Genomic DNA, 22287 nt, shown 5'->3' on the forward strand with positions numbered 1-22287 from the left:
TTACGACATCAATCCGCTGGGCTTCTTCTGAAACTGCCAATTTGCCAATTGAACGCAGCCAACTAAAACGACGCCCCGCCGCCTGCGGCGGGGCGTGAAGGAGTCCCAACATGTCCAAAGAGACAATCGCCACACCCTCGCACGGCGGTGTGGAAACCGAAGCGGTCAGCGCCGACTACTTCGCCAACCGGCAACTGAAACAAGGCGCCGCTGGCTGGATCCTGTTGATCGGTCTGGGCGTGGCCTACGTGATTTCCGGCGACTACGCCGGCTGGAACTTCGGCCTGGCCCAGGGTGGCTGGGGCGGCATGTTCATCGCCACGCTGCTGATGGCGACCATGTACCTGTGCATGTGCTTCTCGCTGGCCGAACTGTCGTCGATGATCCCCACCGCCGGCGGCGGCTACGGTTTCACCCGCACCGCCTTCGGGCCCTGGGGCGGCTTCCTGACCGGCACGGCGATCCTCATCGAATACGCCATCGCGCCGGCAGCCATCGCCTGCTTTATCGGTGCCTACTGCGAGTCGCTGTTCGGCGTCGGCGGCTGGATCATCTACCTGGTGTTCTACGTGGTGTTCATCGGCATCCACATCCTCGGTGCCGGGGAAGCGCTGAAGCTGATGTTCGCCATCACCGCCGTCGCCGCCATCGCCCTGGGCGTGTACATCGTCGCCATGGCGCCGCACTTCCAGGTCGCCAACCTGTTCGACATTCCCGCCACCGACGCCAATGGCGCCAGCAGCTTCCTGCCCTTCGGCTACCTGGGCATCTGGGCCGCCCTGCCCTATGGCATCTGGTTCTTCCTGGCAGTGGAAGGCGTACCGCTGGCTGCCGAGGAAACCAAGGATCCCAAGCGCGACCTGCCACGCGGCCTGATCGGCGCGGTGCTGGTACTGCTGGTGTTCGCCGGGCTGATTCTGCTGGTCGGCCCAGGCGCCGCCGGTGCCCAGTCGCTGGTGGCCTCGGGTAACCCGCTGGTCGAATCGCTGGTCAAGGTCTACGGCGGCTCCACCTGGATGAGCCAGTTCGTCAACCTGGTCGGCCTGGCCGGTCTGATCGCCAGTTTCTTCTCGATCATCTACGCCTACTCGCGGCAGATCTTCGCTCTGTCGCGCGCCGGCTACCTGCCACGCAGCCTGTCGCTGACCAACCGCAACAAGGCACCGGTCATGGCCCTGATCGTCCCGGGCATCATCGGCTTTGGCCTGTCGCTGACCGGCCAGGGTGACCTGCTGATTCTGGTCGCGGTATTCGGCGCCACGCTGTCTTACGTACTGATGATGGCTGCGCACATCACCCTGCGCAGCCGTCGTCCCGACATGCCGCGCCCCTATCGCACTCCCGGTGGCGTACTGACCTCGTCGGTGGCTCTGGTGCTGGCAGCGGTAGCGCTGGTGGCCTGCTTCCTGGTCGACCTGCGGGTCGTGATCGGCGCGGCAGTCATCTACGCTCTGTTCATTGCCTACTTCGCGCTGTACAGCCGTCACCACCTAGTGTCGGGCACGCCGGAGGAAGAGTTCGCGGCGATTCAGGCTGCCGAGCAGTCACTGCGTTAACCCCTTGCAGCGGTCGCTGAAATGCGGCCGCGACAGGAGACATGATTCATGGCTGGATTCACTCACACCATCGCCCACATGACCTGGCGCTTCGACAGCCTGCGCGAGCTGATGGCCAAGGCCAGCCCGGCCCGTTCCGGTGATTATCTGGCCGAGGTCGCCGCGCAGAGCGACGCCGAGCGCGCCGCGGCGCAGATGGCCCTGGCCGACGTGCCGCTCAAACACTTCTTGCAGGAAGCGGTGATTCCCTATGAACAGGACGAAGTCACCCGGCTGATCGTCGACACCCATGATGCCGACGCCTTCGCCCCGGTCAGTCACCTGACGGTCGGCGGGCTGCGCGACTGGCTGCTCAGCGATGCCGCCGACGAAACCAGCCTGACCGCCCTGGCACCGGGGCTGACCCCGGAAATGGCCGCGGCCGTATCGAAGATCATGCGCGTGCAGGATCTGGTGCTGGTTGCCCAGAAGACCCGTGTGGTCACCCAATTCCGCAACACCATGGGCCTGCGCGGGCGGATGTCCACGCGCCTGCAGCCCAATCACCCGACCGACGATCCGGCGGGCATCGCCGCCAGCATCCTCGACGGCCTGCTCTACGGTAACGGCGATGCGATGATCGGCATCAACCCGGCCACCGACAGCGCCAGCTCGATCCGCGCCCTGGTGGACATGCTCGACGCGATCATCCAGCGCTACGAGATCCCCACCCAATCCTGCGTGCTGACCCACGTCACCAGCTCCATCGCCGCCATCGAGCGCGGTGCTCCGCTGGACCTGGTGTTCCAGTCGATCGCGGGCACCGAGGCGGCCAACGCCAGCTTCGGCGTGACCCTCAAGGTGCTGCAGGAAGGCTACGAAGCCGGCCTGAGCCTCAAGCGCGGCACCCTGGGCAACAACCTGATGTACTTCGAGACTGGCCAGGGCAGCGCGCTGTCGGCCAACGCCAACCATGGCGTCGACCAGCAGACCTGCGAAACCCGCGCCTACGCCGTGGCCCGGCACTTCAACCCGTTTCTGGTCAACACCGTGGTCGGCTTCATCGGCCCGGAATACCTGTACAACGGCAAGCAGATCATCCGCGCCGGCCTGGAAGATCACTTCTGCGGCAAGCTGCTCGGCGTGCCCATGGGCTGCGACATCTGTTACACCAACCACGCCGAAGCCGACCAGGACGACATGGACACCCTGCTGACCCTGCTCGGCACGGCGGGCATCAACTTCATCATGGGCATCCCCGGCTCCGACGACGTGATGCTCAACTACCAGACCACTTCGTTTCACGATGCCCTGTACGCGCGCAAGGTGCTCGGCCTGCATGCGGCGCCGGAGTTCGAAGCCTGGCTGGCGCGCATGGGCATCTTCCAGCAACAGGGCGGCCGCCTGCATATGGGTAACGAGCTGCCGCCGGCATTTCGCCAGGCCCTGGCGCAACTGGCTTGAGAGGTCGCCATGCCCGATAAATCCCCTGCTACGCCCAACCCCTGGCAGCATCTGCGTCAGCTGACCCCGGCGCGTATCGCCTTGGGCCGCGCCGGCACCAGCCTGCCTACCGCCGCGCAGCTGGATTTCCAGTTCGCCCACGCCCAGGCCCGCGATGCCGTGCACCTGCCCTTCGACCATGAAGGCCTGTGCGAAGAACTGCAGGGCCGAGGCCTGGACACTCTGCTGCTGCACAGCGCTGCGGCGGATCGGCACACCTACCTGCAGCGCCCGGACCTTGGCAGGCGCCTGGACGAAGAATCCGCCAACGCCCTGGACGACTACGCCAAGGAAAACGGCCGCGGCTACGACCTGGCCATCGTCATCGCCGATGGCCTGTCTTCCCTGGCCGTGCGCCGTCACAGCCTGCCATTTCTGGAAAAGCTGCTGGAGCAGATCACCGAGGAAGGCTGGAAACTGGCGCCCATCAGCCTGGTACAACAGGGCCGAGTCGCCGTCGCCGACGAGGTGGGCGAACGGCTGGGTGCCAAGATGACGGTGATCCTGATCGGCGAACGCCCAGGGCTCAGCTCACCGGACAGCCTGGGGCTGTACTTCACCTACGCACCGCGGGTAGGCCTCAATGACGCCTACCGCAACTGCATCTCCAACGTGCGGCTGGAGGGCCTGAGCTACGGCATGGCGACCTTCCGGTTGCTGTACCTGATGCGCGAAGCCTGCCGCCGCCAGCTGTCGGGCGTGGATCTGAAAGACGAGGCCGAAGTGCCGACCCTGGAAGACGCAGGGCCGGGGAATTTCCTGCTGCCGGATAAGCGTTAGACCATCGCGCAGCACCTGTGGGAACGGGCAGGGACGCCCGTTCCCACAACCGCGTAGGATGGGTGAACCCCTTCGGCCATTGATGGGTTTCGCCTGCGCGGCCCGCCCCATCCTACGGCCTCGCGGCTAAAGCCGCTCCCACGGTTGGTGCCTTTGTTGGAGCGGCTTTAGCCGCGATCTTTATCGAGCTCAACGCGCTTCGATGCGGAACCCCAGACGAGGAAAGTGCACATGCACGACGCCGGCGCGGTCATCTTCACGACGCAGGATCAGTTCCTCGGCGCCAGCGAACAACAGCTCCCCCTCCACTGCCTCCACGCCATAGTCGACAGCCGAAATCGCCACGCGCTGTCCGGCCGTGAAACCGTTCGGATCGCTGAACGCCTCCTCGGGCAGCGCCGCAGGCGTGGCCGCGCGCGCCACCTCGATGGCCACCTCACCACTGATTTCTTCGGACTTGCCGTGCCCGAGCGCCAGCACGCGATCCAGCCAGTCTGCTACGCTCGGGTAGCCATCGACCAGCGGCGAAGTCACCGGGGTGGCGCGCAGGAACCACAGTGGATGCGCCATGGCGATATCGGCCAGGCTCGCCTCGCCAAACAGAAAATCGCCATCGCTGGTATCCAGCTGCGCCTGCAGGCGGGTCATGAAGCCCGGCCACTGGTGCTTGGCTTGCTCGGCCGACATACGCGAGGCCTGGCCACCCGAAAACAGTTTGCTGCGGTCGGCGATGAAGGTCTGCACGAACTCCGGCGGCGCCTTGGCAAAACGCAGGGCCATGGATTCAGGCTGGAACACTAGGCTCACCGCATGCTGGAACACCACCGAGTCGGCCCACTGGGCGAAGGCGGCGATGGCGAAGGCCTGCTTGCCAGGCAGCAACGCCGGCTGCGGCTGGTGCACCTCAAGGCGGCGGGCGATCAGGGCGGTGTCGCAGTAGATATCGGCACCGATCTGCAGCACCGGCGTCTTGCGGTAGCCGCCAGTGAGGGCGGTGAGGTCCGGCTTGGGCATCACCGGTGGAATCTGCACCGAGCGCCAGGCCAGGTTCTTGAAGCCCATCAGCAGACGCGCCTTCTCGGCGAAGGGCGACGCGGGATAATGGTGCAGGATGAGCTCAGACATGGAAGCCTCCGAAAGCGGATAAGGCTTGCAGCTTAACTCAGCTGGCCGCTGATGCTAGGGTCTGTTGCCGTTTCAGCGCGAGCCGCGTTGTCGCGAGAAATCTCGCCAGGCCGGGCGGCGATCCGCTAGGCGGAGGACGCAGGGAATGGACTAGCCGTCCGCGTTTTCCCTTGCCAAGTCCTCCAACGACGCATGGCGAGATTTCCCGCACAACCCGAAGGGCCGGGCCCCTTTTGTCGCGATGCGGCGTTTCTCGCCGACTCATTTAGCTAGCTAAACTTCGCGGCTCGTGCCTTGCCTCGCGACAAAAGGGGCTCCGGCGCGGCCGTGCGTGAAACGGCAACAGACCCTAGGCAGACCCCAGTGGGACTGATGGCTGCTCATCAAGGACATGCATCAGGCTGCCGGTGGCCACCAGGGCTTCCTTGGCGCCCTTGCCGAGGCGCTTGATCGCCCGTTCGCGGCGCAGGGCGTCGCCCTTGCCCGGGCAGCTTTCACTGTAGACCAGGGCTACCGCCGGGCTGGAGAAGAAGAACCGCGCGCCCTTGCCGCTCTGGTGCTGGGCGAAGCGCCGCTGCGGATCATCGCTGATGCCGCAGTAGAGCGCGCCGTTGGCGGCGCGCACGAGGTAGACGAACCAGGGTTTAGCCGCTGTGACGCTCATCGCTGGCGATCAGGCGAACCACTCGCGGGCCGAACGCCACACGCACATGCCCACGAAGTAGGCCGAGGACAGCCCCCACAACACCAGCAGCCACACCGGCTGGGCCGGGAACTGCAGGATCAGGCCGGCGCAGGCGAACATCCAGACCATGGTCACGGCGATATTGATCGGCATGAACTGCTTGACCCGGAACGGGTGCAGGAACTTCATGCGGGTCAGGGTCAGGCCGGCCAGCACCATGATCACCGCAAAGGTGACCCAGGGCTCGAAGTCCAGCAGATAGAGGTAAACCACCACCACGTTCCAGGCGGCAGGGAAGCCGACGAAGTAGTTGTCCTTGCTCTTCATGTTGACGTTGCAGAAGCAGAACAACGACGACAGCAGAATCACGCCCACCGACAGCAGCAGCGTGTACTCGGGCAGCGGGATGAAGCGGTAGACGAAGATCGCCGGGATGAAAACGTAGGTGAGGTAGTCGATCACCAGGTCGAGGGTGGAACCATCGAAATGCGGCAGCACCACCTTCACGTCGTACTTGCGCGCCAGGGTGCCGTCCAGGCCGTCGACCAGCAGCGCCAACCCCAGCCACATCAGGCAGCTTTCCGCCCGCCCCTCGATCAGTGCGAGCAACGCCAGCATACCGAGGATGACTCCGCTCGCGGTTACCGCGTGCACGCTCCAGGCCTTGGCTTTACGGGGGGATAGGGACATAACACTCATGATCGAAATACTCTGGCGGACGGGCTTTCACACGATGAAGGGGGCCTTTACATGCACCCGGCCATTCATCGTTGAAGTTCTGACCGGAGAGCGTACCACTCCGTTCAGCCGCGCGCTTCTCCACCGTGCAGCCCGTCGGACGCACGGGCGGCCTGGAACTGCCGCAGACCGTTACGCGCCTGCTTGCGCACGGTGTTCTTGAGCAGCGGCGTCCAGCCGATCAGCATGCCCTGAAAGCCCAGCGCCTGAGCGGCCCAGCGCCACATGTCGAAGCGGTCGCGGTGCTCGACGATCAACCCATCGCGAATCACGAACGATGCGTCGATGCGATTGACCACGGTGCACCCGGTCTGGGTGAACAGGTAGGTGGCCACCCATTTGGCGCTGCCACCGGTGGCATCGGCCTGCACGTCGGAAAAAGTCAGCGAGAATTTCTTGGCGCGGGAGGTCAGCATGCGCCACATGTCGCGGGCATCGTCGCCGTTCAACTCGCCAAAGGCAGGGTCGCTGAAACACACGTCCGGCGCGTAGCAACGCGCCATCTCTTCGGCGTCGAGACGCTGGAAAGCCTGGTAGAAACGGGTGATCAGTTGGGCATTTTCTGTAGACATGGCATGGCCTCCTGGCAATGGGCCGCAGTATCGCCTGAGCCACGCGTGACCGCTATGGGCAAATGAGTCACGCAAATGCCATTTCGGCCGTTTCACCGAGCAAAAAAGCACGGTTGCGCTCGGCGCAGGCACGCAGGTAATCGGCCACCAGGGTGATGCGTTTGAGCTTGCGCAGGTCTTCGCGGTAATACAGCCAGAACTGGCGAATCACCTTCACCTCCCCCGGCAGCACCTCGACCAGCCGGGTATCCGGGCCTGCCAGGAAGCATGGCAGGATCGCCAGCGCCCGCCCCTGCAAGGTGGCCTGGTACTGGGCCACCACGCTGGTACTGCGCAGCGTGCTGCTGGCATTGGGCACGATGCCTTCCAGGTAGAGCAGCTCCGGGCTGAATGCCAGGTCATCGACGTAGGTGATGAACGAGTGCTGGCCCAGATCCTCCACCCGGCGGATCGGCGGGTGACGCTGCAGGTATTCGGGCGTCGCGTAGAGCTTCAGGGCGTAGTCGCACAACCGAGAGCAGACGTAAGGCCCGCGTTCAGGGCGCTCCAGGGTGATGGCGATGTCCGCCTCACGGCGCGACAGGCTGATGAAGTGCGGTACCGGCAACAGGTCGATGGCGATGTTCGGGTAGATGTCCTGAAAGCCGCCAAGCTGCGGCGCCACGAAATAGCTGCCGAAACCTTCGGTCGAGCCGATGCGCACATGGCCCGAGAGCGCCAGGCTGGCGCCCGACACCTGTTCGCAGGCCGTCTGCAGAGTGCTTTCCAAAGCCTCGGCATACCCCAGCAAGTGCTGCCCCTCCGTAGTCAGCACGAAGCCGCTGGCCCGCGAGCGCTCGAACAACAGGGTGCCGAGGGCCTTTTCCAGCGCGCCGATTCGCCGCGACACCGTGGTGTAGTCCACGCCCAGGCGACGGGCAGCGCTGCTGGCGGTTCGGGTTCGGGCGACTTCGAGAAAGAACTTGAGGTCGTCCCAGTTCATCTGGCCGGCCGACATCATGCTTTTTTGCATAACGAACCTGTCTTTTTAGGTACTGGAACAGAAAGTTTGCATACCTATACTCCAGACACGCAGCGCCTACCAGCTGCTCACAGTTCCAAGTTCCTACGACAAAAACAAAAGCAGGCAACTCATGAACGACTCACACGCTCAAGGGCCGGCTGCCGGCCGCAAGCACTACCGTATCGCTGGCCTGGCCAGCATGGCGGGTACCACCATCGAGTGGTACGACTTCTTCCTCTACGGCACCGCCGCAGCGCTGGTCTTCAACAAGCTGTTCTTCCCCACCCTCGACCCGATCACTGGCGTACTGGCGGCCTTCGCCACCTATGCCGTCGGTTTCATCGGTCGGCCCCTGGGCGGCATTCTGTTCGGCCACTTCGGTGACCGCATCGGCCGCAAGTCGATGCTCATGCTCACCCTGATGATGATGGGCATCCCGACCATCGCCATTGGCCTCTTGCCCACTTACGAGCAGATCGGCTACTGGGCCGCGGCGCTACTGGTGGTCATGCGCTTTCTGCAGGGCATGGCCGTGGGTGGCGAATGGGGCGGCGCGGTGCTGATGGCCGTCGAGCATGCGCCGGAAGGCAAGAAGGGCTTCTACGGCAGCCTACCGCAGACCGGCGTGGGCGCGGGCCTGGTGCTGTCCACCCTGGCCATGGGCGCGGTCGCCACGCTGCCCGAGGAGCAGATGCTCGCCTGGGGCTGGCGCCTGCCGTTCCTGGCCAGCGTGGTGCTGCTGGCGGTGGGCTGGCTGATTCGCGTCAAGGTCGCCGAGTCGCCGGACTTCGAAAAGCTCAAACAGCAGAACCGCCGCGTACGTCTGCCGCTGATGGAGGTGCTGCGCAACCACCCGCGCGCCACCCTGACCATCATCGGCGCGCGCACGGCCGAGAACGCCTGGTTCTACATGGCAGTCACCTTCGCCCTCGCCTACGCCGCCAACCAGTTGCAGATTCCAAGGGCCGACGTGCTGCACGCCATCACCGCCGGCGCCGCGCTTTCACTGGCGACCATGCCGTTCTGCGGCTGGCTGTCCGATCGCGTTGGCCAGAAGCGCCTGTACTTCACCGGGCTCTTGTTGCTGTGCGCCTTCGTCTACCCGTTCTTCGCCATGCTCGGTACCCGTGAGCCGGTGCTGGTGTGGTGGGCGATGGTGCTGGCGGTGGGCGTGGTGTTCCCGATCCTCTACGCGCCGGAATCCCTGCTGTTCGCTCGCCAGTTCCCGGCGGAAATCCGTTACAGCGGCATCTCGCTGTCGGTTCAGTTGGCCGGGGTGCTCGGCGGCGGCTTCGCACCGATGATCGCCACCAGCCTGCTGGCCGCTGCCGATGGCAGCCCGCGCTACGTGATCGCCTACCTGATCGGCATGGGCCTGGTCGCGCTGGGCTGTACCGCACTGATGCGCAGCGACCCGCCCCGCCAGCCTAGCGCCAGCGCCGCAATGGACAGTTCACGGTCCGCAACCCTGCGCGCCCGTTGACTCCTGCCAGTCGATTCACAAAGGACCGAACCATGACCGCTACAGTGAAACTGCTCATCAACGGCGAATTCGTCGAGTCACGCACCCAGCAATGGCGCGACGTCGTCAACCCGGCCACCCAGGAAGTGCTGGCTCGGGTGCCCCTGGCCACCGCCGAGGAGATCGACGCCGCGGTGGCCAGCGCCAGCCAGGCCTTCAAGACCTGGCGCAAGACGCCGGTCGGCGCCCGCGCGCGGATCTTCCTCAAGTACCAACAGTTGATCCGCGAAAACATGAAAGAGCTGGCGGCCATTCTCACCGCCGAACAGGGCAAGACCCTCGCCGACGCCGAAGGCGACGTGTTCCGCGGCCTGGAGGTGGTCGAGCACGCCGCCGGCATCGGCAACCTGCAACTCGGCGAGCTGGCCAACAACGTGGCCGGTGGCGTCGATACCTACACCCTGCTGCAGCCGTTGGGCGTGTGCGCCGGCATCACCCCGTTCAACTTTCCGGCAATGATTCCGCTGTGGATGTTCCCGATGGCCATCGCCACCGGTAACACCTTCGTGCTCAAGCCCTCCGAGCAGGACCCGATGGTGACCATGCGCCTGTGCGAACTGGCTCTGGAAGCCGGCGTGCCGCCGGGCGTACTCAACGTGGTGCACGGCGCCGAGGACGTGGTGAACGCCATCTGCGATCACCCGGACATCAAGGCGGTGTCCTTCGTCGGCTCGACCCGCGTCGGCACCCACGTCTACAACCGCGCCAGCCAAGCCGGCAAGCGCGTGCAGTGCATGATGGGCGCCAAGAACCACGCCATCGTGCTGCCCGATGCGCACAAGGACCAAACCCTCAAAAACCTCGCCGGCGCCGCGTTCGGCGCCGCCGGGCAACGCTGCATGGCCCTGTCGGTGGTGATTCTGGTCGGTGAAGCGCAGGGCTGGTTGCCGGACCTGGTGGCCAAGGCCGAAACACTCAAGGTCGGCAGCGGTGTGGAAAACGGCACCGATGTCGGCCCGCTGATCTCCTGCACCGCGCTGGACCGGGTCAGCAGCCTGATCGAACGCGGCGCCAGCGAAGGCGCGCGCCTGGTGCTCGATGGCCGCAACCCGGCGGTGACGGGCTTCGAGCGCGGCAACTTCGTCGGCCCGACCGTCTTCGACGCGGTGACCCCGCAGATGAGCATCTACCGCGAGGAAATCTTCGGCCCGGTGCTGTGCGTGATGCACGCCGCGACCCTGGATGAGGCCATCGCGCTGATCAACGCCAACCCCAATGGCAACGGCACGGCGATCTTCACCCGCTCCGGCGCCGCCGCCCGGCACTTCCAGGAGGAGATCGACGTTGGCCAGGTGGGCATCAACGTGCCGATTCCGGTACCGGTGCCGATGTTCTCGTTCACCGGTTCGCGGGCTTCCAAGCTCGGCGACCTCGGCCCGTACGGCAAGCAGGTGGTGCAGTTCTACACCCAGACCAAGACCGTGACCCAGCGCTGGTTCGACGAGAGCGACGTCGGCGGCGCGGTGAACACCACCATCACCCTGAAGTGAGGCGACGACCATGAATATCGGATTCATCGGCCTGGGCAACATGGGCGCGCCCATGGCCCACAACCTGCTCAAGGCAGGCCACGCGCTGCGCGTCTTCGACCTGTCCACCGGCGCCGTCGCGGCCCTGGTGGACGCAGGTGCCAAGGGTGCCGACAGCGCCTGCGGCGTGCTGCAGGATGCCGAGATCGTCATCACCATGTTGCCGGCCTCGGCTCATGTGAAAGCGGTCTACCTCGGCGATGACGGCCTGCTGGCCAAGGTGAAGCCCGGGGTGCTGCTGATCGACTCCTCGACCATCGACCCGCTGTCTGCACGGGAGGTCGCCAAAGCGGCGGTCGCCCACGGCAATCCGATGCTCGATGCGCCGGTGTCTGGCGGCACCGGTGGCGCGGCTGCCGGCACCCTGACCTTCATGGTCGGCGGCGCCGAGGCAGACTTCGCCAAGGCCCAGCCGATTCTCGCAGCCATGGGCCGCAACATCGTGCATTGCGGCGGCAGCGGTAACGGTCAGGTGGCGAAGGTGGCCAACAACATGCTGCTCGGCATTTCCATGATCGGCGTCGCCGAAGCCATGGCGCTGGGGGTGTCACTGGGCATCGACGCCAAAGTACTGGCGAACATCATCAACACCTCCAGCGGGCGCTGCTGGAGCTCGGACACCAACAACCCCTACCCCGGCGTGCTCGACAACGTGCCGGCCTCGCGCGGCTACAGCGGCGGGTTCGGTACCGACCTGATGCTCAAGGACCTGGGCCTGGCCACCGAGGCAGCGCGGCAGATCAAACAACCAGTGATACTCGGCGCCCTCGCTCAACAGCTCTATCAACGCTTCAGTTGCGACGGGCACGGCGGGCTGGATTTCTCGGCGATCATCACCAGCTATCTGAAGCCCCGGGACAAATCGTGAGGCTCAGGGGCCAATGAGCAAAATCTGCTTCTCCCCCATAAAAAAAAGCCGGGGCTGATGCCCCGGCGTTTTTTCATCGGCGTTTTCGGTCATTGCGCAGACGGATGCCCGCGCCCTGCCCGCCCGTCCTCAGTGCAGAATCTGCCCCAGGAACAGCTTGGTACGCTCGTTCTGCGGGTTGTCGAAGAAGGCGTTCGGCTCGGCCTGTTCGACGATCTCACCCTTGTCCATGAAGATCACGCGGTCGGCCACCGTGCGCGCGAAGCCCATTTCGTGGGTCACGCAGAGCATGGTCATACCGTCTTCGGCCAGGCCGATCATGGTATCGAGTACTTCCTTGACCATTTCCGGGTCGAGTGCCGAGGTCGGCTCGTCGAACAGCATGATCTTGGGCTTCATGCACAGGGCCCGGGCGATGGCCACACGCTGCTGCTGGCCACCGGACAACTGCCCCGGGTACTTGTGCGCCTGCTCTGGAATGCGTACGCGCTCCAGGTAGTGCATGGCGATTTCCTCGGCCTTGCGCTTGGGCATCTTGCGTACCCACATCGGCGCCAGGATGCAGTTCTGCAGCACGGTCAGGTGCGGGAACAGGTTGAAGTGCTGGAACACCATGCCCACTTCGCGGCGCACGGTCTCGATGTCCTTGAGGTCACGGGTCAGCTCGGTGCCATCGACCACGATGCGACCGGCTTGGTGTTCTTCCAGGCGGTTGATGCAGCGGATGGTGGTCGACTTGCCCGAACCCGACGGGCCGCACAGCACGATACGCTCGCCCTGACGCACGTCCAGGTTGATGTCCTTGAGAACGTGGAACTGGCCGTACCACTTGTTCACGCCCTGTAGCTGAATGATCGGCTCGGCGCTGGGTTGCTTGTTTGCTTCGCTCATCTAAGTGACTCCTAACGCTTGTGGCCAGTGTCGAGCTTCCTCTCCAGATGCATGGAGTAGCGCGACATACCGAAACAGAAAATCCAGAAAATCAGGGCGGCGAACACGTAGCCCTCGGTCGCCATGCCCAGCCACGCCGGGTCGGCAGCCGCCTGCTTGACGCTGTTGAGCAGGTCGAACAGGCCGATGATGATCACCAGACTGGTGTCTTTGAACAGGGCGATGAAGGTATTGACGATGCCCGGGATCACCAGCTTGAGCGCTTGCGGCAGGATCACCAGACCCATCATCCGCCAGTAGCCCAGGCCCATGGCGCCGGCCGCTTCGTATTGCCCCTTGGGAATCGCCTGCAGGCCACCGCGTACCACTTCGGCGATGTAGGCCGACTGGAACAGGATGACGCCGATCAGGGCACGCATCAGCTTGTCGAAGCTCATGCCTTCGGGCAGGAACAGCGGCAGCATCACCGAGGACATGAACAGTACGGTGATCAGTGGCACACCACGCCAGAACTCGATGAAGGTCACGCAGACCACCTTCACCGCCGGCAGGTTGGAGCGACGCCCCAGCGCCAGCAGGATGCCCAGCGGCAACGCACCGGCGATACCGACGGCAGCGATCACCAGGGTCAGCATCAGGCCGCCCCAACGGCTGGTCGACACGGTTTCCAGGCCGAACACGCCGCCGTGCAGCAGGCACCAGGCCACGACCGGGTAGATCACCAGGAACGCGATACCGTAGATGGCCTTGCGCGGGAACTTGGAGATGAACAGCGGCGCGGCACCAACGATGGCCAGCACGGCGGTCAGGTCCACGCGCCAGCGCAGCTCGCTAGGGTAGAAGCCGTACATGAACTGGCTGAAACGCGACTGGATGAACACCCAGCAGGCGCCCTCCTTGGTGCAGTCCGCGCGAGTGCTGCCCACCCAGTTGGCATCGAAGATCGCCCACTTGAGCAGCGGCGGCACCATCAGCCAGATGAGGTAAATGGCGAACAGCGTCAGCAGCGTGTTGAGCCAGCTAGAGAACAGATTGCTGCGCATCCAGGCGACCACGCCAACGCTGGCGCTGGGTGGCGGCAGATCCGGTTTGAAAGTATGAGTGCTCATGCGCTAGGTCCTCACCGCTCGATCAGCGCGATGCGCTTGTTGTACCAGTTCATCAGCAGGGAAATGCTGATACTGATCGCCAGGTAGACGCTCATGGTGATGGCGATCACCTCGATGGCCTGCCCTGTCTGGTTGAGTACGGTACCGGCGAATAGCGAGACCATGTCCGGATAGCCGATACCGGCAGCCAAGGACGAGTTCTTCGCCAGATTCAGGTACTGGCTGGTCAGCGGCGGAATGATCACGCGCATGGCTTGCGGGATGATCACCTTGCGCAGCGTCGGGCCGGGGCGCAGACCCAGGGAGCGGGCGGCCTCGGTCTGGCCATGGCTGACCGAGTTGATCCCGGAGCGCACGTTCTCGGCGATGAACGCCGCGGTGTAGACGGTCAGTGCAACGGTCAGCGCCAGCAGTTCGGGGATCATCACCCAGCCGCCGACGAAGTTGAAGCCCTTGAGCTCGGGTACCGACCAGTGCAGCGGGCTGCCGAAGATCAGCGCGACCAGGGTGGGGATGACGATGGCCATGCCCAGGCCGACCCAGAACTTGTGGAACGGCTGGCCGGTGGCTTCGAAGCGCTTGTTCGCCCAGCGGGTCATCATCACGATGGCGACGATGGTCACTAGAACACCGATCGCGAACGGCCAGAATGCACCGGTCGCCTCGGCAGCCGGCATGTTCAGGCCGCGGTTGCTGAGAAAGAAGCTGTCGCCCAAGCTGATGCTGGCACGCGGGCCGGGCAGCGGCAGCAGCACGGCGAAGTACCAGAAGAGAATCTGCAGCAACGGTGGAATGTTGCGGAAGACTTCGATGTAGACGGTCGCCAGCTTGCTGATCATCCAGTTCGGCGACAGGCGCGCGACACCGATGACGAAGCCGAGGATAGTGGCCAGCACGATGCCGATGAACGAAACCAGCAGGGTGTTGAGCAGGCCGATGACGAAGACGCGGGCATAGCTGTCCGCTTCGGTGTAGCTGATCAGGTGTTGGGCGATGCCGAAACCGGCACTGCGCTCGAGGAAGTCGAAGCCCGAGGTGATGCCCCGGTGTTGCAGGTTGGTCTGTGTATTGCTGAACAGGAACCAGCCCATTGCGACCACGGCCACAACGGTAATGATTTGGAATAGCCAGGCGCGCACACGTGGATCGCTAAGGGAGAACCCCTGCGGTGCGCCAATGTTTTTCTGCATGGGAATGCCCCAGGTATAACGGAACGAAAATCGCCCGGCAGTGCACTGCCGGGCGACAGGTCAATCAACGCACTGGAGGAGCGTAGTGCAGACCGCCTTTGTTCCACAGAGCGTTGAGGCCACGCTCGATCTTCAGCTCGCTGCCCTTGCCGATGTTGCGCTCGAACACTTCGCCGTAGTTACCGACCTGCTTGACGATCTGGACGACCCAGTCCTTCGGCAGCTTCAGGTCTTTACCGTACTCGCCATCGGCACCCAGCATACGGGCGACGTCAGGGTTCTTGGTTTCCTTGGCCAGAGCTTCGACGTTCTTGGAGTCGACGCCCAGCTCTTCGGCGTTGAGCATGGCGAACAGGGTCCACTTGACGATAGCCATCCAGTCTTCGTCGCCACGACGAACCAGCGGGCCCAGCGGCTCCTTGGAGATCACTTCCGGCAGGACAACCCAGTCATCCGGCGCGCCCAGCTTGATGCGCTGTGCGTACAGCTGCGACTGGTCGGAGGTCAGCACGTCGCAACGGCCGGCTTCCAGCGACTTGGCGCTCTCGTCGGAGGTGTCGAAGGTGATCGGGGTGTATTTCAGGCCGTTCGAGCGGAAGTAGTCGGAGACGTTCAGCTCGGTGGTGGTGCCCGCCTGGATACAGATGGTCGCACCATCGAGTTCCTTGGCGCTGGCAACGCCCAGCTTCTTGTTGACCAGGAAGCCGATGCCGTCGTAGTAGGTCACGCCGGTGAACACCAGGCCCATGCCGCCGTCGCGGGAGCTGGTCCAGGTGGTGTTGCGCGACAGTACGTCGACTTCACCGGACTGAATGGCAGTGAAACGCTCTTTGGCGGTCAGCGGGCTGTACTTGACCTTGGTCGCGTCGCCCAGCACTGCGGCGGCCACACCGCGGCAGATGTCGACGTCGATGCCCTGGTAGTTGCCCTTCTCATCCGGCACCGAGAAACCCGGCAAGCCGTCACTGACGCCACACTGTACAAAGCCTTTCTTCTTTACGGCGTCCAGGGTTGCACCGGCGTGAGCCATGCCAGCGGCGCCCAGAACGGCGGCGGCGGTCAACATCGCCAGGGTGGTTTTAACCATCTTCATTGAACATTCTCCGGTTGCTTTTGTTGTGTTGGAGTCTCAGCCCGATCGCCGTACCCTTTTGGGACATGTCGTCACTATTGGCAGCAACAGTGTAGACCGGTGACCAGACCTCGGTACGTGCGCCGTGACCCATTCGAGAGCAGGTCATCGACATTCGTACCAGCCCGTTGGTGAACAGGCCCGAGACGGATCGCGAATTTGTATATCGACGGGCATGCAGCGCCCGGCGAACCTTTTGGAAACCCCATCAAATCGGCTTTCCCGTCTGCTCCGCGGCCCGGCGCGGTGTTACCACGCTGGCCCGACGACATCAGTCACGAGGTTTATAGCAAAGGCCATACCACACTCTGTTTTTACCCGTGAGTTAGAGCGGTCAAGGGGGCAAACTTGTAATCTTGCGACATCTAGTTCATGGATCAGTACAGTGACGGAAAACAGTCACGCACCAAAGTAACGCATCAGCCCCAAATTGGAGCAACACATGGATACCACATTGCTACTGCAGCCCCCACTTCCCGCCGACTCGTGCGTGATCTGGCTGCACGGTCTGGGTGCAGACCGTTTCGATTTCCAGCCGGTCGCCGAGGCGCTGCAGCAATCATTGCGCAGCACCCGCTTCGTGTTGCCCCAGGCGCCCACTCGCCCGGTGACCATCAACGGTGGCTGGGAAATGCCCAGCTGGTACGACATTCTGGCCATGAGCCCAGCCCGCGCCATCGACCGTGCACAACTCGAACAGTCGGCCCAGCAGGTCATCGACCTGATCGAGGCGCAGCGCGATGACGGCATCGACCCGGCGCGCATCTTCCTGGCCGGCTTTTCCCAGGGCGGCGCCGTGGTGCTGCACGCCGCGTTCCTGCGCTGGCAAGGCCCATTGGGCGGCGTGCTGGCGCTGTCGACCTACGCACCGAGCTTTGCGGACGAGCTACAGTTGAGCGATGCCCAGCGCGCGGTTCCGGTCTACTGCCTGCATGGCAATCAGGATGGTGTGGTGCTGCCGAGCATGGGCCGCACCGCCCACGACTGGCTGCAAAACCGTGGTGTCGCCGTGGCCTGGCAGGAGTACCCGATGGCTCACGAAGTGTTACCGCAAGAAATCGCCCATATCGGCGCCTGGCTCGCAAGCCGTCTGTAATGCGGCTTTCGGCGGCGCGCCTGTGACGGCCTTCACAGTCCCCGCGCCGCCGGTCGTCGGCATGACGCAAGACGATTGTCAGCCTGCCTGACGGCGGATACTGTCACGGCAATGAGGCTCGTTCGTCGATCACGAACGCGGTCATCGATCCATGGGAGCGTTGGCGATGCCGATCGTTGAGCGTTTTCAAGCAAGGATGCACATGCCATGAAGGCGGCCCACTGGCAAACCGACCTGCAGCAGCTTCGCCAGCTGCGCCTGTTCGACAACGTCGCGCTCGGAAGCCTCAACCGATTGCTCGACGCCTTTCGCCCCTGCGAACTGGAGGCAGCCGAAGTGCTGCTCTCGCCGTTCGATCGTAATCAGTACCTTTATATAGTCGTCACCGGCAGCCTCAAGGTGTACCTGGGCTCGCTCGACAACCAGCCGGTCACCACCCTGGGGCCGGGCGATTGCGCCGGCGAGATCAGTTTCCTCGACAACGAGCACCCCAGCGCCTACGTGGTGGCCACCGAGCCCAGCAGCGTGCTGCGCCTGCACCGCGACGCGGTCACTTCACTGTTCCAGCAATCCCCGCAGATGATGCACAACCTGCTAAAGGTGCTCTGTGATCGGGTGCGCCAGGGCAACCGGCAGTTGATCAACAGCGAGCAGAACGCCAACGTCGACAAGCTCACCGGCGCCTTCAACCGCCGCTGGCTGGAGCACGTATTCGAGCGTGAACGTGCGCGCTGCCTGATCGACAAGCAGCCGCTGTGCCTGCTGATGCTCGATGTCGACCACTTCAAGGACTACAACGACCAGCACGGTCACCTCGCCGGTGACTACGCGCTGTGCCTGGTCGCCCACACCCTGCGTCGTCAGCTCAGGGCACGGGACAGCCTGGTGCGCTTTGGCGGCGAGGAATTCGTGGTGCTGTTGCCCGAACTGGCACTGCAGCAGGCCGCCGATGTGGCCGAGCGTCTGCGCGAGAGCCTGGAAGGGATCGGCTCCTTCTATTCGCCGCTGGGCGCCCAGCCGGGCGTGACCATTTCCCTGGGCCTGGCGCAGATGGCCGCCCGTGATGGCCTGGCTGGCTTGATCGCCCGGGCCGACAAGGCTCTGTACAAGGCCAAGAACAGCGGCCGTAACCGACTCTGTCATTGAATTGCCGTGAGCACGTGACAAGCTGACGGCCACTTTTTTTGGAAAGCCACCATGCGCAAGCGCCTGCTAATCGTCCCGATTGTTCTGGGCCTTGCCGCCGCGGTGTTCTTCACCCTGCCCAGCGTGCTCGACCGGCGCATGAACAGCGTCGAATCCCCCGCCCCCTATCCGGTAGGCCAGGCCGCCACGCGCTTGCACGACACGCTGTTCATCGCCGACCTGCACGATGACGCCCTGCTCTGGGAACGCGACCTGCTCAAGCGCTACAGCTACGGCCACTCGGACCTGCCGCGCATGCTCGACGGGCGCGTCGGTTTGCAGGTGTTTTCCACTGTCACCAAATCGCCCCGCGGGCTGAACTACGAAAGCAACAGCGCCGACAACGACACCATCACCCTGCTCGCCATGGCCCAGCGCTGGCCACGGGCGACCTGGACCAGCCTGCTCGAGCGCGCGCTGTATCAGGCCGAGAAGCTGCGCAACGCCGCAGCCGGCAGTGGAGGTCAGATGGTGCTGATCACGACCCGAGCCGACCTGAGCACCTTTCTCGAGGCCTGGAATCAGGATCCGCGTCGCGTCGCCACGATATTGGCCACCGAAGGCCTGCACCCGCTTGAAGGTAAGCTGGAGAACCTCGACCGCCTCTACGACGCCGGTTTCCGCATGGCCGGCCTGACCCACTTCTTCGATAACGAAATCGGCGGCTCGGCCCACGGGCTGAACAAGGGTGGCCTGACGTCCCTGGGCCGCGAGGTCGTCGCGCGCCTGGAAGAGAAATCCATGCTCATCGACCTGGCCCACGCCTCGCGCCCGCTCATGGACGACGTGCTGGCCATGGCCACGCGCCCAGTGCTGGTGTCCCACGGCGGCGTCGAGGGCACCTGCCCCGGCACCCGCAACCTCAGCGACCGGCATATTCGCGCCATCGCCGCGACCGGTGGGGTGATCGGCGTCGGCTACTGGGACACGGCGGTTTGCGCCACTTCGGTGGCGGCCATCGTCAAGGCGATTCGCTACACGGCCGACCTGGTGGGCATCGAACACGTGGCCCTGGGGTCGGACTTCAACGGCACCATTCATGCGCCCTTCGACGTCACCGGCCTGGCCCAGCTGACCGAAGGCCTGCTCGGCGCCGGTTTCAGCCACGCCGACATCGCGGCGATCATGGGCGGCAACGTCCAGCGCCTGCTGCTCGCCAGCCTGCCAGGGAACTGATCGACAGGCGCGCATGACGCCGGTGGCAGAGTACTTCGCCCTGCCCGCGTCTTGCTTTACACTGGCTGGCGTTCATTCCTTAATCAATCGACGAGATGACCGTGCTCAAAGCACTCAAAAAAATATTCGGCAAAGCCGAAAATGAGCCACACAGCTCAGTCTCCCCGACCCTCGAAGCCACTTCGCCTCCCGCCGCAGCTCCCCGCGAGGAGCGCCAGCCGCGCCCGCCGAAAGAAGCCGCCAGCGCCGAACAGAAGCCCCAGAGCAAAACCGCCAAGCCGCGCCGCGAACGTGCGCCCAAGCCGGTCGACACCTGGAAGCTCGAGGATTTCAAGGTCGAACCCGCCCCTGGCAAGACGCGCTTCCACGACTTCAAGCTGTCGCCGGAACTGATGCACGCCATTCACGACCTGGGCTTTCCGTACTGCACGCCGATCCAGGCCGGCGTACTGGGCTACACGCTCAAGGGCCAGGACGCCATCGGCCGCGCCCAGACCGGCACCGGCAAGACCGCGGCCTTCCTGATCTCGATCATCACCCAATTGCAGCAGACGCCGCCGCCCAAGGATCGCTACATGGGCGAGCCGCGCGCGCTGATCATCGCGCCGACCCGCGAACTCGTGGTGCAGATCGCCAACGACGCCAAGGAACTGACCAAGTACAGCGGCCTCAATGTGATGAGCTTCGTCGGCGGCATGGACTTCGACAAGCAGCTCAAGCAGCTGGAATCACGCTTCTGCGACATTCTGGTAGCCACCCCGGGCCGTCTGCTGGACTTCAACCAGCGCGGTGAAGTGCACCTGGACATGGTCGAGGTGATGGTGCTCGACGAAGCCGACCGTATGCTCGACATGGGCTTCATCCCTCAGGTTCGTCAGATCATCCGCCAGACCCCGATGAAGGGCGAACGCCAGACCCTGCTGTTCTCCGCCACCTTCACCGAAGACGTGATGAACCTGGCCAAGCAGTGGACCACCGACCCGGCCATCGTCGAGATCGAGCCGGAGAACGTCGCCAGCGACACCGTCGAACAGCACGTCTACGCCGTCGCCTCGGCGGACAAGTACAAGCTGCTCTACAACCTGGTGACCCAGAACGACTGGACTCGCGTGATGGTGTTCGCCAACCGCAAGGACGAAGTGCGCCGTATCGAAGAACGCCTGACCCGGGACGGCATCAGTGCGGTGCAGATGTCCGGCGACATTCCCCAGCACAAGCGCATTCGTGCCCTGGAAGGTTTCCGCGAAGGCAAGATCCGCGTCATGGTCGCCACCGACGTGGCCGGCCGCGGCATCCATGTCGATGGCATCAGCCACGTGATCAACTTCACCCTGCCGGAAGACCCGGACGACTATGTGCACCGCATTGGCCGTACCGGCCGCGCCGGCACCAGCGGCACCTCGATCAGCTTTGCCGGCGAGGACGATGCCTTCGCCCTGCCACCGATCGAAGAGCTGATCGGCCGCAAGATCCAGTGCGAGATGCCACCGGACGAGCTGCTCAAGGCCGTACCGCGCAAGCATTGATCGACTACGCCCAGGCGCAACGCCTGGGGACGCCCTGCGACTTCAAGCAGCGGCACCAAGACAGGACGTCCACGCCCATGAAACTGACCATAGATTCCAGTGAACTCAACCGCGCCGTGCAGGCCGGCGTCCTGCAGCCCGGCCAGGATCAGGCCCTGCTGGCCTTTCTGCAGCAAACGCCCATTGAGCGGCCCAGCTTCCAGCTCTCCCATATTGCCTATTACTTCGGCGCCCTGCTGATCATGGGCGCCATGGGCTGGCTGCTCACCGAAGCCTGGATGAACATCGGCGACCTGGCGCTACTGGTGATCAGCACGGCTTACCTGCTGCTGTTCCTGCTCTGCGGGCGCAGCCTATGGCGCCGCGGCCAGCCGATTCCCGGCGGCCTGCTCGGCGCTGTGGCGGTGAGCCTGACGCCGCTGGTGGTGTTCGCCGCACAAAGACTGCTGGGCCTGTGGCCCCTGGATGACGCGCAGGCGGACTACGTCGACTACTACCGCTATGTGCAGGGTGGCTGGCTGGTCATGGAGGTGGCGACGGTGCTGGTCGGCCTGCTGGTGCTGCGCCTGCTGCCCTTCCCGTTCATCGTCATGCCGATTGCCGTGGCGCTGTGGTTCATGTCCATGGACCTCAGCGAGCTGCTGCATGGCGAGTACTTCAGCTGGGAACAGCGCCGCGAGGTGTCGCTGTGGTTCGGCTTGGTGATTCTGCTCGCCAGCCTGCTGGTGGACGGCCGCAGCAGTCGCGATTACGCCTTCTGGGGTTACCTGGCCGGGTTGACGGCGTTCTGGGGCGGCCTGAGCCTGATGGACAGCGGCAGCGAACTGGGCAAGGCGCTGTACTGCCTGATCAACCTGGGCCTGATCGGTCTGTCGATATTGCTGCGCCGCCCGCTGTTCATGGTCTTCGGCGCTCTGGGCGTGGCCGGCTATCTGGGCTACCTGGCCCACGACGTGTTCGAGGATTCGCTGCTGTTCCCGGTGGTGGTCAGCCTGATCGGCCTTGGCGTAATGGGCCTCGGCCTGCTCTACCAGAAGCGCCGCGACGCGATGAGCGACGCCCTGCGCCGGCAACTACCAGCGAGTCTCCTGGCATTTCTGCCGGCACTGCGTCCCTAGGCCG

General features: G+C 64.2%; 20 protein-coding genes. 11 read left to right on the top strand and 9 right to left on the bottom strand.

Annotated elements, in window-relative coordinates:
- Window positions 1-110 precede the first annotated feature (110 nt).
- The 3 genes from eat to eutC are packed head-to-tail and all read left to right on the top strand — an operon-like array spanning window position 111 to window position 3818.
- Window positions 111-1556: an ethanolamine permease gene (eat, locus tag BVH01_RS18350; RefSeq protein ID WP_027909181.1), complete on the top strand. Its 1446-nt coding sequence runs from the start codon at window positions 111-113 to the stop codon at window positions 1554-1556.
- Between the two features lie 48 nt (window positions 1557-1604).
- Window positions 1605-2999, top strand: a complete 1395-nt coding sequence (locus BVH01_RS18355) for an ethanolamine ammonia-lyase subunit EutB (RefSeq protein WP_075931688.1) — start codon at window positions 1605-1607, stop codon at window positions 2997-2999.
- A 9-nt stretch (window positions 3000-3008) separates the two neighbouring features.
- Window positions 3009-3818, top strand: coding sequence for an ethanolamine ammonia-lyase subunit EutC (gene eutC / locus BVH01_RS18360; RefSeq protein ID WP_075931689.1), 810 nt, complete (start codon window positions 3009-3011; stop codon window positions 3816-3818).
- 189 nt (window positions 3819-4007) lie between these two features.
- On the opposite strand, the gene BVH01_RS18365 is transcribed toward eutC, so the two are convergent.
- From BVH01_RS18365 to BVH01_RS18385, 5 genes are all read right to left on the bottom strand, one after another.
- Window positions 4008-4943, bottom strand: coding sequence for a glutathione S-transferase family protein (locus tag BVH01_RS18365; protein ID WP_075931690.1), 936 nt, complete (start codon window positions 4941-4943; stop codon window positions 4008-4010).
- Window positions 4944-5292: 349 nt separating this feature from the next.
- Entirely contained in the window at window positions 5293-5607 is a 315-nt protein-coding gene (locus tag BVH01_RS18370; RefSeq protein ID WP_075931691.1) for a GIY-YIG nuclease family protein, read from the bottom strand.
- A gap of 9 nt (window positions 5608-5616) precedes the next feature.
- Complete coding sequence (pcsA, locus tag BVH01_RS18375) at window positions 5617-6327, bottom strand: phosphatidylcholine synthase (protein ID WP_075931692.1); 711 nt, start codon at window positions 6325-6327, stop codon at window positions 5617-5619.
- Window positions 6328-6431: 104 nt separating this feature from the next.
- Window positions 6432-6938, bottom strand: a complete 507-nt coding sequence (locus BVH01_RS18380; RefSeq protein WP_075931693.1) for a nuclear transport factor 2 family protein — start codon at window positions 6936-6938, stop codon at window positions 6432-6434.
- A 67-nt stretch (window positions 6939-7005) separates the two neighbouring features.
- Window positions 7006-7950 (bottom strand): LysR family transcriptional regulator, encoded by a 945-nt coding sequence (locus tag BVH01_RS18385; protein WP_075931694.1) that lies wholly within the window; start codon window positions 7948-7950, stop codon window positions 7006-7008.
- Window positions 7951-8071: 121 nt separating this feature from the next.
- On the opposite strand from BVH01_RS18385, the gene BVH01_RS18390 reads away from it, so the two are divergent.
- Genes BVH01_RS18390 through mmsB form a run of 3 tightly spaced genes read left to right on the top strand, consistent with a single transcriptional unit; the run spans window position 8072 to window position 11860 of the window.
- On the top strand, window positions 8072-9424 hold the full coding sequence (locus BVH01_RS18390) for an MFS transporter (protein WP_075931695.1): 1353 nt from the start codon (window positions 8072-8074) through the stop codon (window positions 9422-9424).
- A gap of 32 nt (window positions 9425-9456) precedes the next feature.
- A complete protein-coding gene (locus BVH01_RS18395; protein WP_075931696.1) occupies window positions 9457-10953 on the top strand; it encodes a CoA-acylating methylmalonate-semialdehyde dehydrogenase in 1497 nt (498 codons plus the stop codon).
- A 10-nt stretch (window positions 10954-10963) separates the two neighbouring features.
- Entirely contained in the window at window positions 10964-11860 is an 897-nt protein-coding gene (mmsB, locus tag BVH01_RS18400) for a 3-hydroxyisobutyrate dehydrogenase (RefSeq protein WP_075931697.1), read from the top strand.
- 129 nt (window positions 11861-11989) lie between these two features.
- Here the strand turns inward: mmsB and BVH01_RS18405 are convergent, their stop codons facing one another.
- The 4 genes from BVH01_RS18405 to BVH01_RS18420 form a co-directional block, all read right to left on the bottom strand.
- Window positions 11990-12751: an amino acid ABC transporter ATP-binding protein gene (locus BVH01_RS18405; protein WP_027905940.1), complete on the bottom strand. Its 762-nt coding sequence runs from the start codon at window positions 12749-12751 to the stop codon at window positions 11990-11992.
- Between the two features lie 11 nt (window positions 12752-12762).
- Complete coding sequence (locus BVH01_RS18410; protein ID WP_075931698.1) at window positions 12763-13860, bottom strand: amino acid ABC transporter permease; 1098 nt, start codon at window positions 13858-13860, stop codon at window positions 12763-12765.
- Window positions 13861-13871: 11 nt separating this feature from the next.
- Window positions 13872-15050 (bottom strand): amino acid ABC transporter permease, encoded by a 1179-nt coding sequence (locus BVH01_RS18415; RefSeq protein WP_075931699.1) that lies wholly within the window; start codon window positions 15048-15050, stop codon window positions 13872-13874.
- A gap of 64 nt (window positions 15051-15114) precedes the next feature.
- Window positions 15115-16143, bottom strand: coding sequence for an amino acid ABC transporter substrate-binding protein (locus BVH01_RS18420; RefSeq protein ID WP_070887530.1), 1029 nt, complete (start codon window positions 16141-16143; stop codon window positions 15115-15117).
- A 481-nt stretch (window positions 16144-16624) separates the two neighbouring features.
- On the opposite strand from BVH01_RS18420, the gene BVH01_RS18425 reads away from it, so the two are divergent.
- From BVH01_RS18425 to BVH01_RS18445, 5 genes are all read left to right on the top strand, one after another.
- Window positions 16625-17278, top strand: a complete 654-nt coding sequence (locus BVH01_RS18425) for an alpha/beta hydrolase (RefSeq protein ID WP_075931700.1) — start codon at window positions 16625-16627, stop codon at window positions 17276-17278.
- A gap of 207 nt (window positions 17279-17485) precedes the next feature.
- Window positions 17486-18424, top strand: a complete 939-nt coding sequence (locus tag BVH01_RS18430) for a GGDEF domain-containing protein (RefSeq protein WP_075931701.1) — start codon at window positions 17486-17488, stop codon at window positions 18422-18424.
- Window positions 18425-18475: 51 nt separating this feature from the next.
- Window positions 18476-19639: a dipeptidase gene (locus tag BVH01_RS18435; protein ID WP_075931702.1), complete on the top strand. Its 1164-nt coding sequence runs from the start codon at window positions 18476-18478 to the stop codon at window positions 19637-19639.
- 101 nt (window positions 19640-19740) lie between these two features.
- Window positions 19741-21165 carry an ATP-dependent RNA helicase RhlB gene (rhlB, locus tag BVH01_RS18440; protein WP_075931857.1) on the top strand — a complete coding sequence of 475 codons (1425 nt, stop codon included), beginning with the start codon at window positions 19741-19743 and terminating at the stop codon, window positions 21163-21165.
- Between the two features lie 77 nt (window positions 21166-21242).
- A complete protein-coding gene (locus tag BVH01_RS18445; protein ID WP_075931703.1) occupies window positions 21243-22283 on the top strand; it encodes a DUF2157 domain-containing protein in 1041 nt (346 codons plus the stop codon).
- Window positions 22284-22287: the final 4 nt, after the last annotated feature.

Origin of the sequence: Pseudomonas sp. PA1(2017), assembly GCF_001945375.1 — a bacterium.
In the GTDB taxonomy this organism is placed as follows: Bacteria; Pseudomonadota; Gammaproteobacteria; order Pseudomonadales; family Pseudomonadaceae; genus Aquipseudomonas.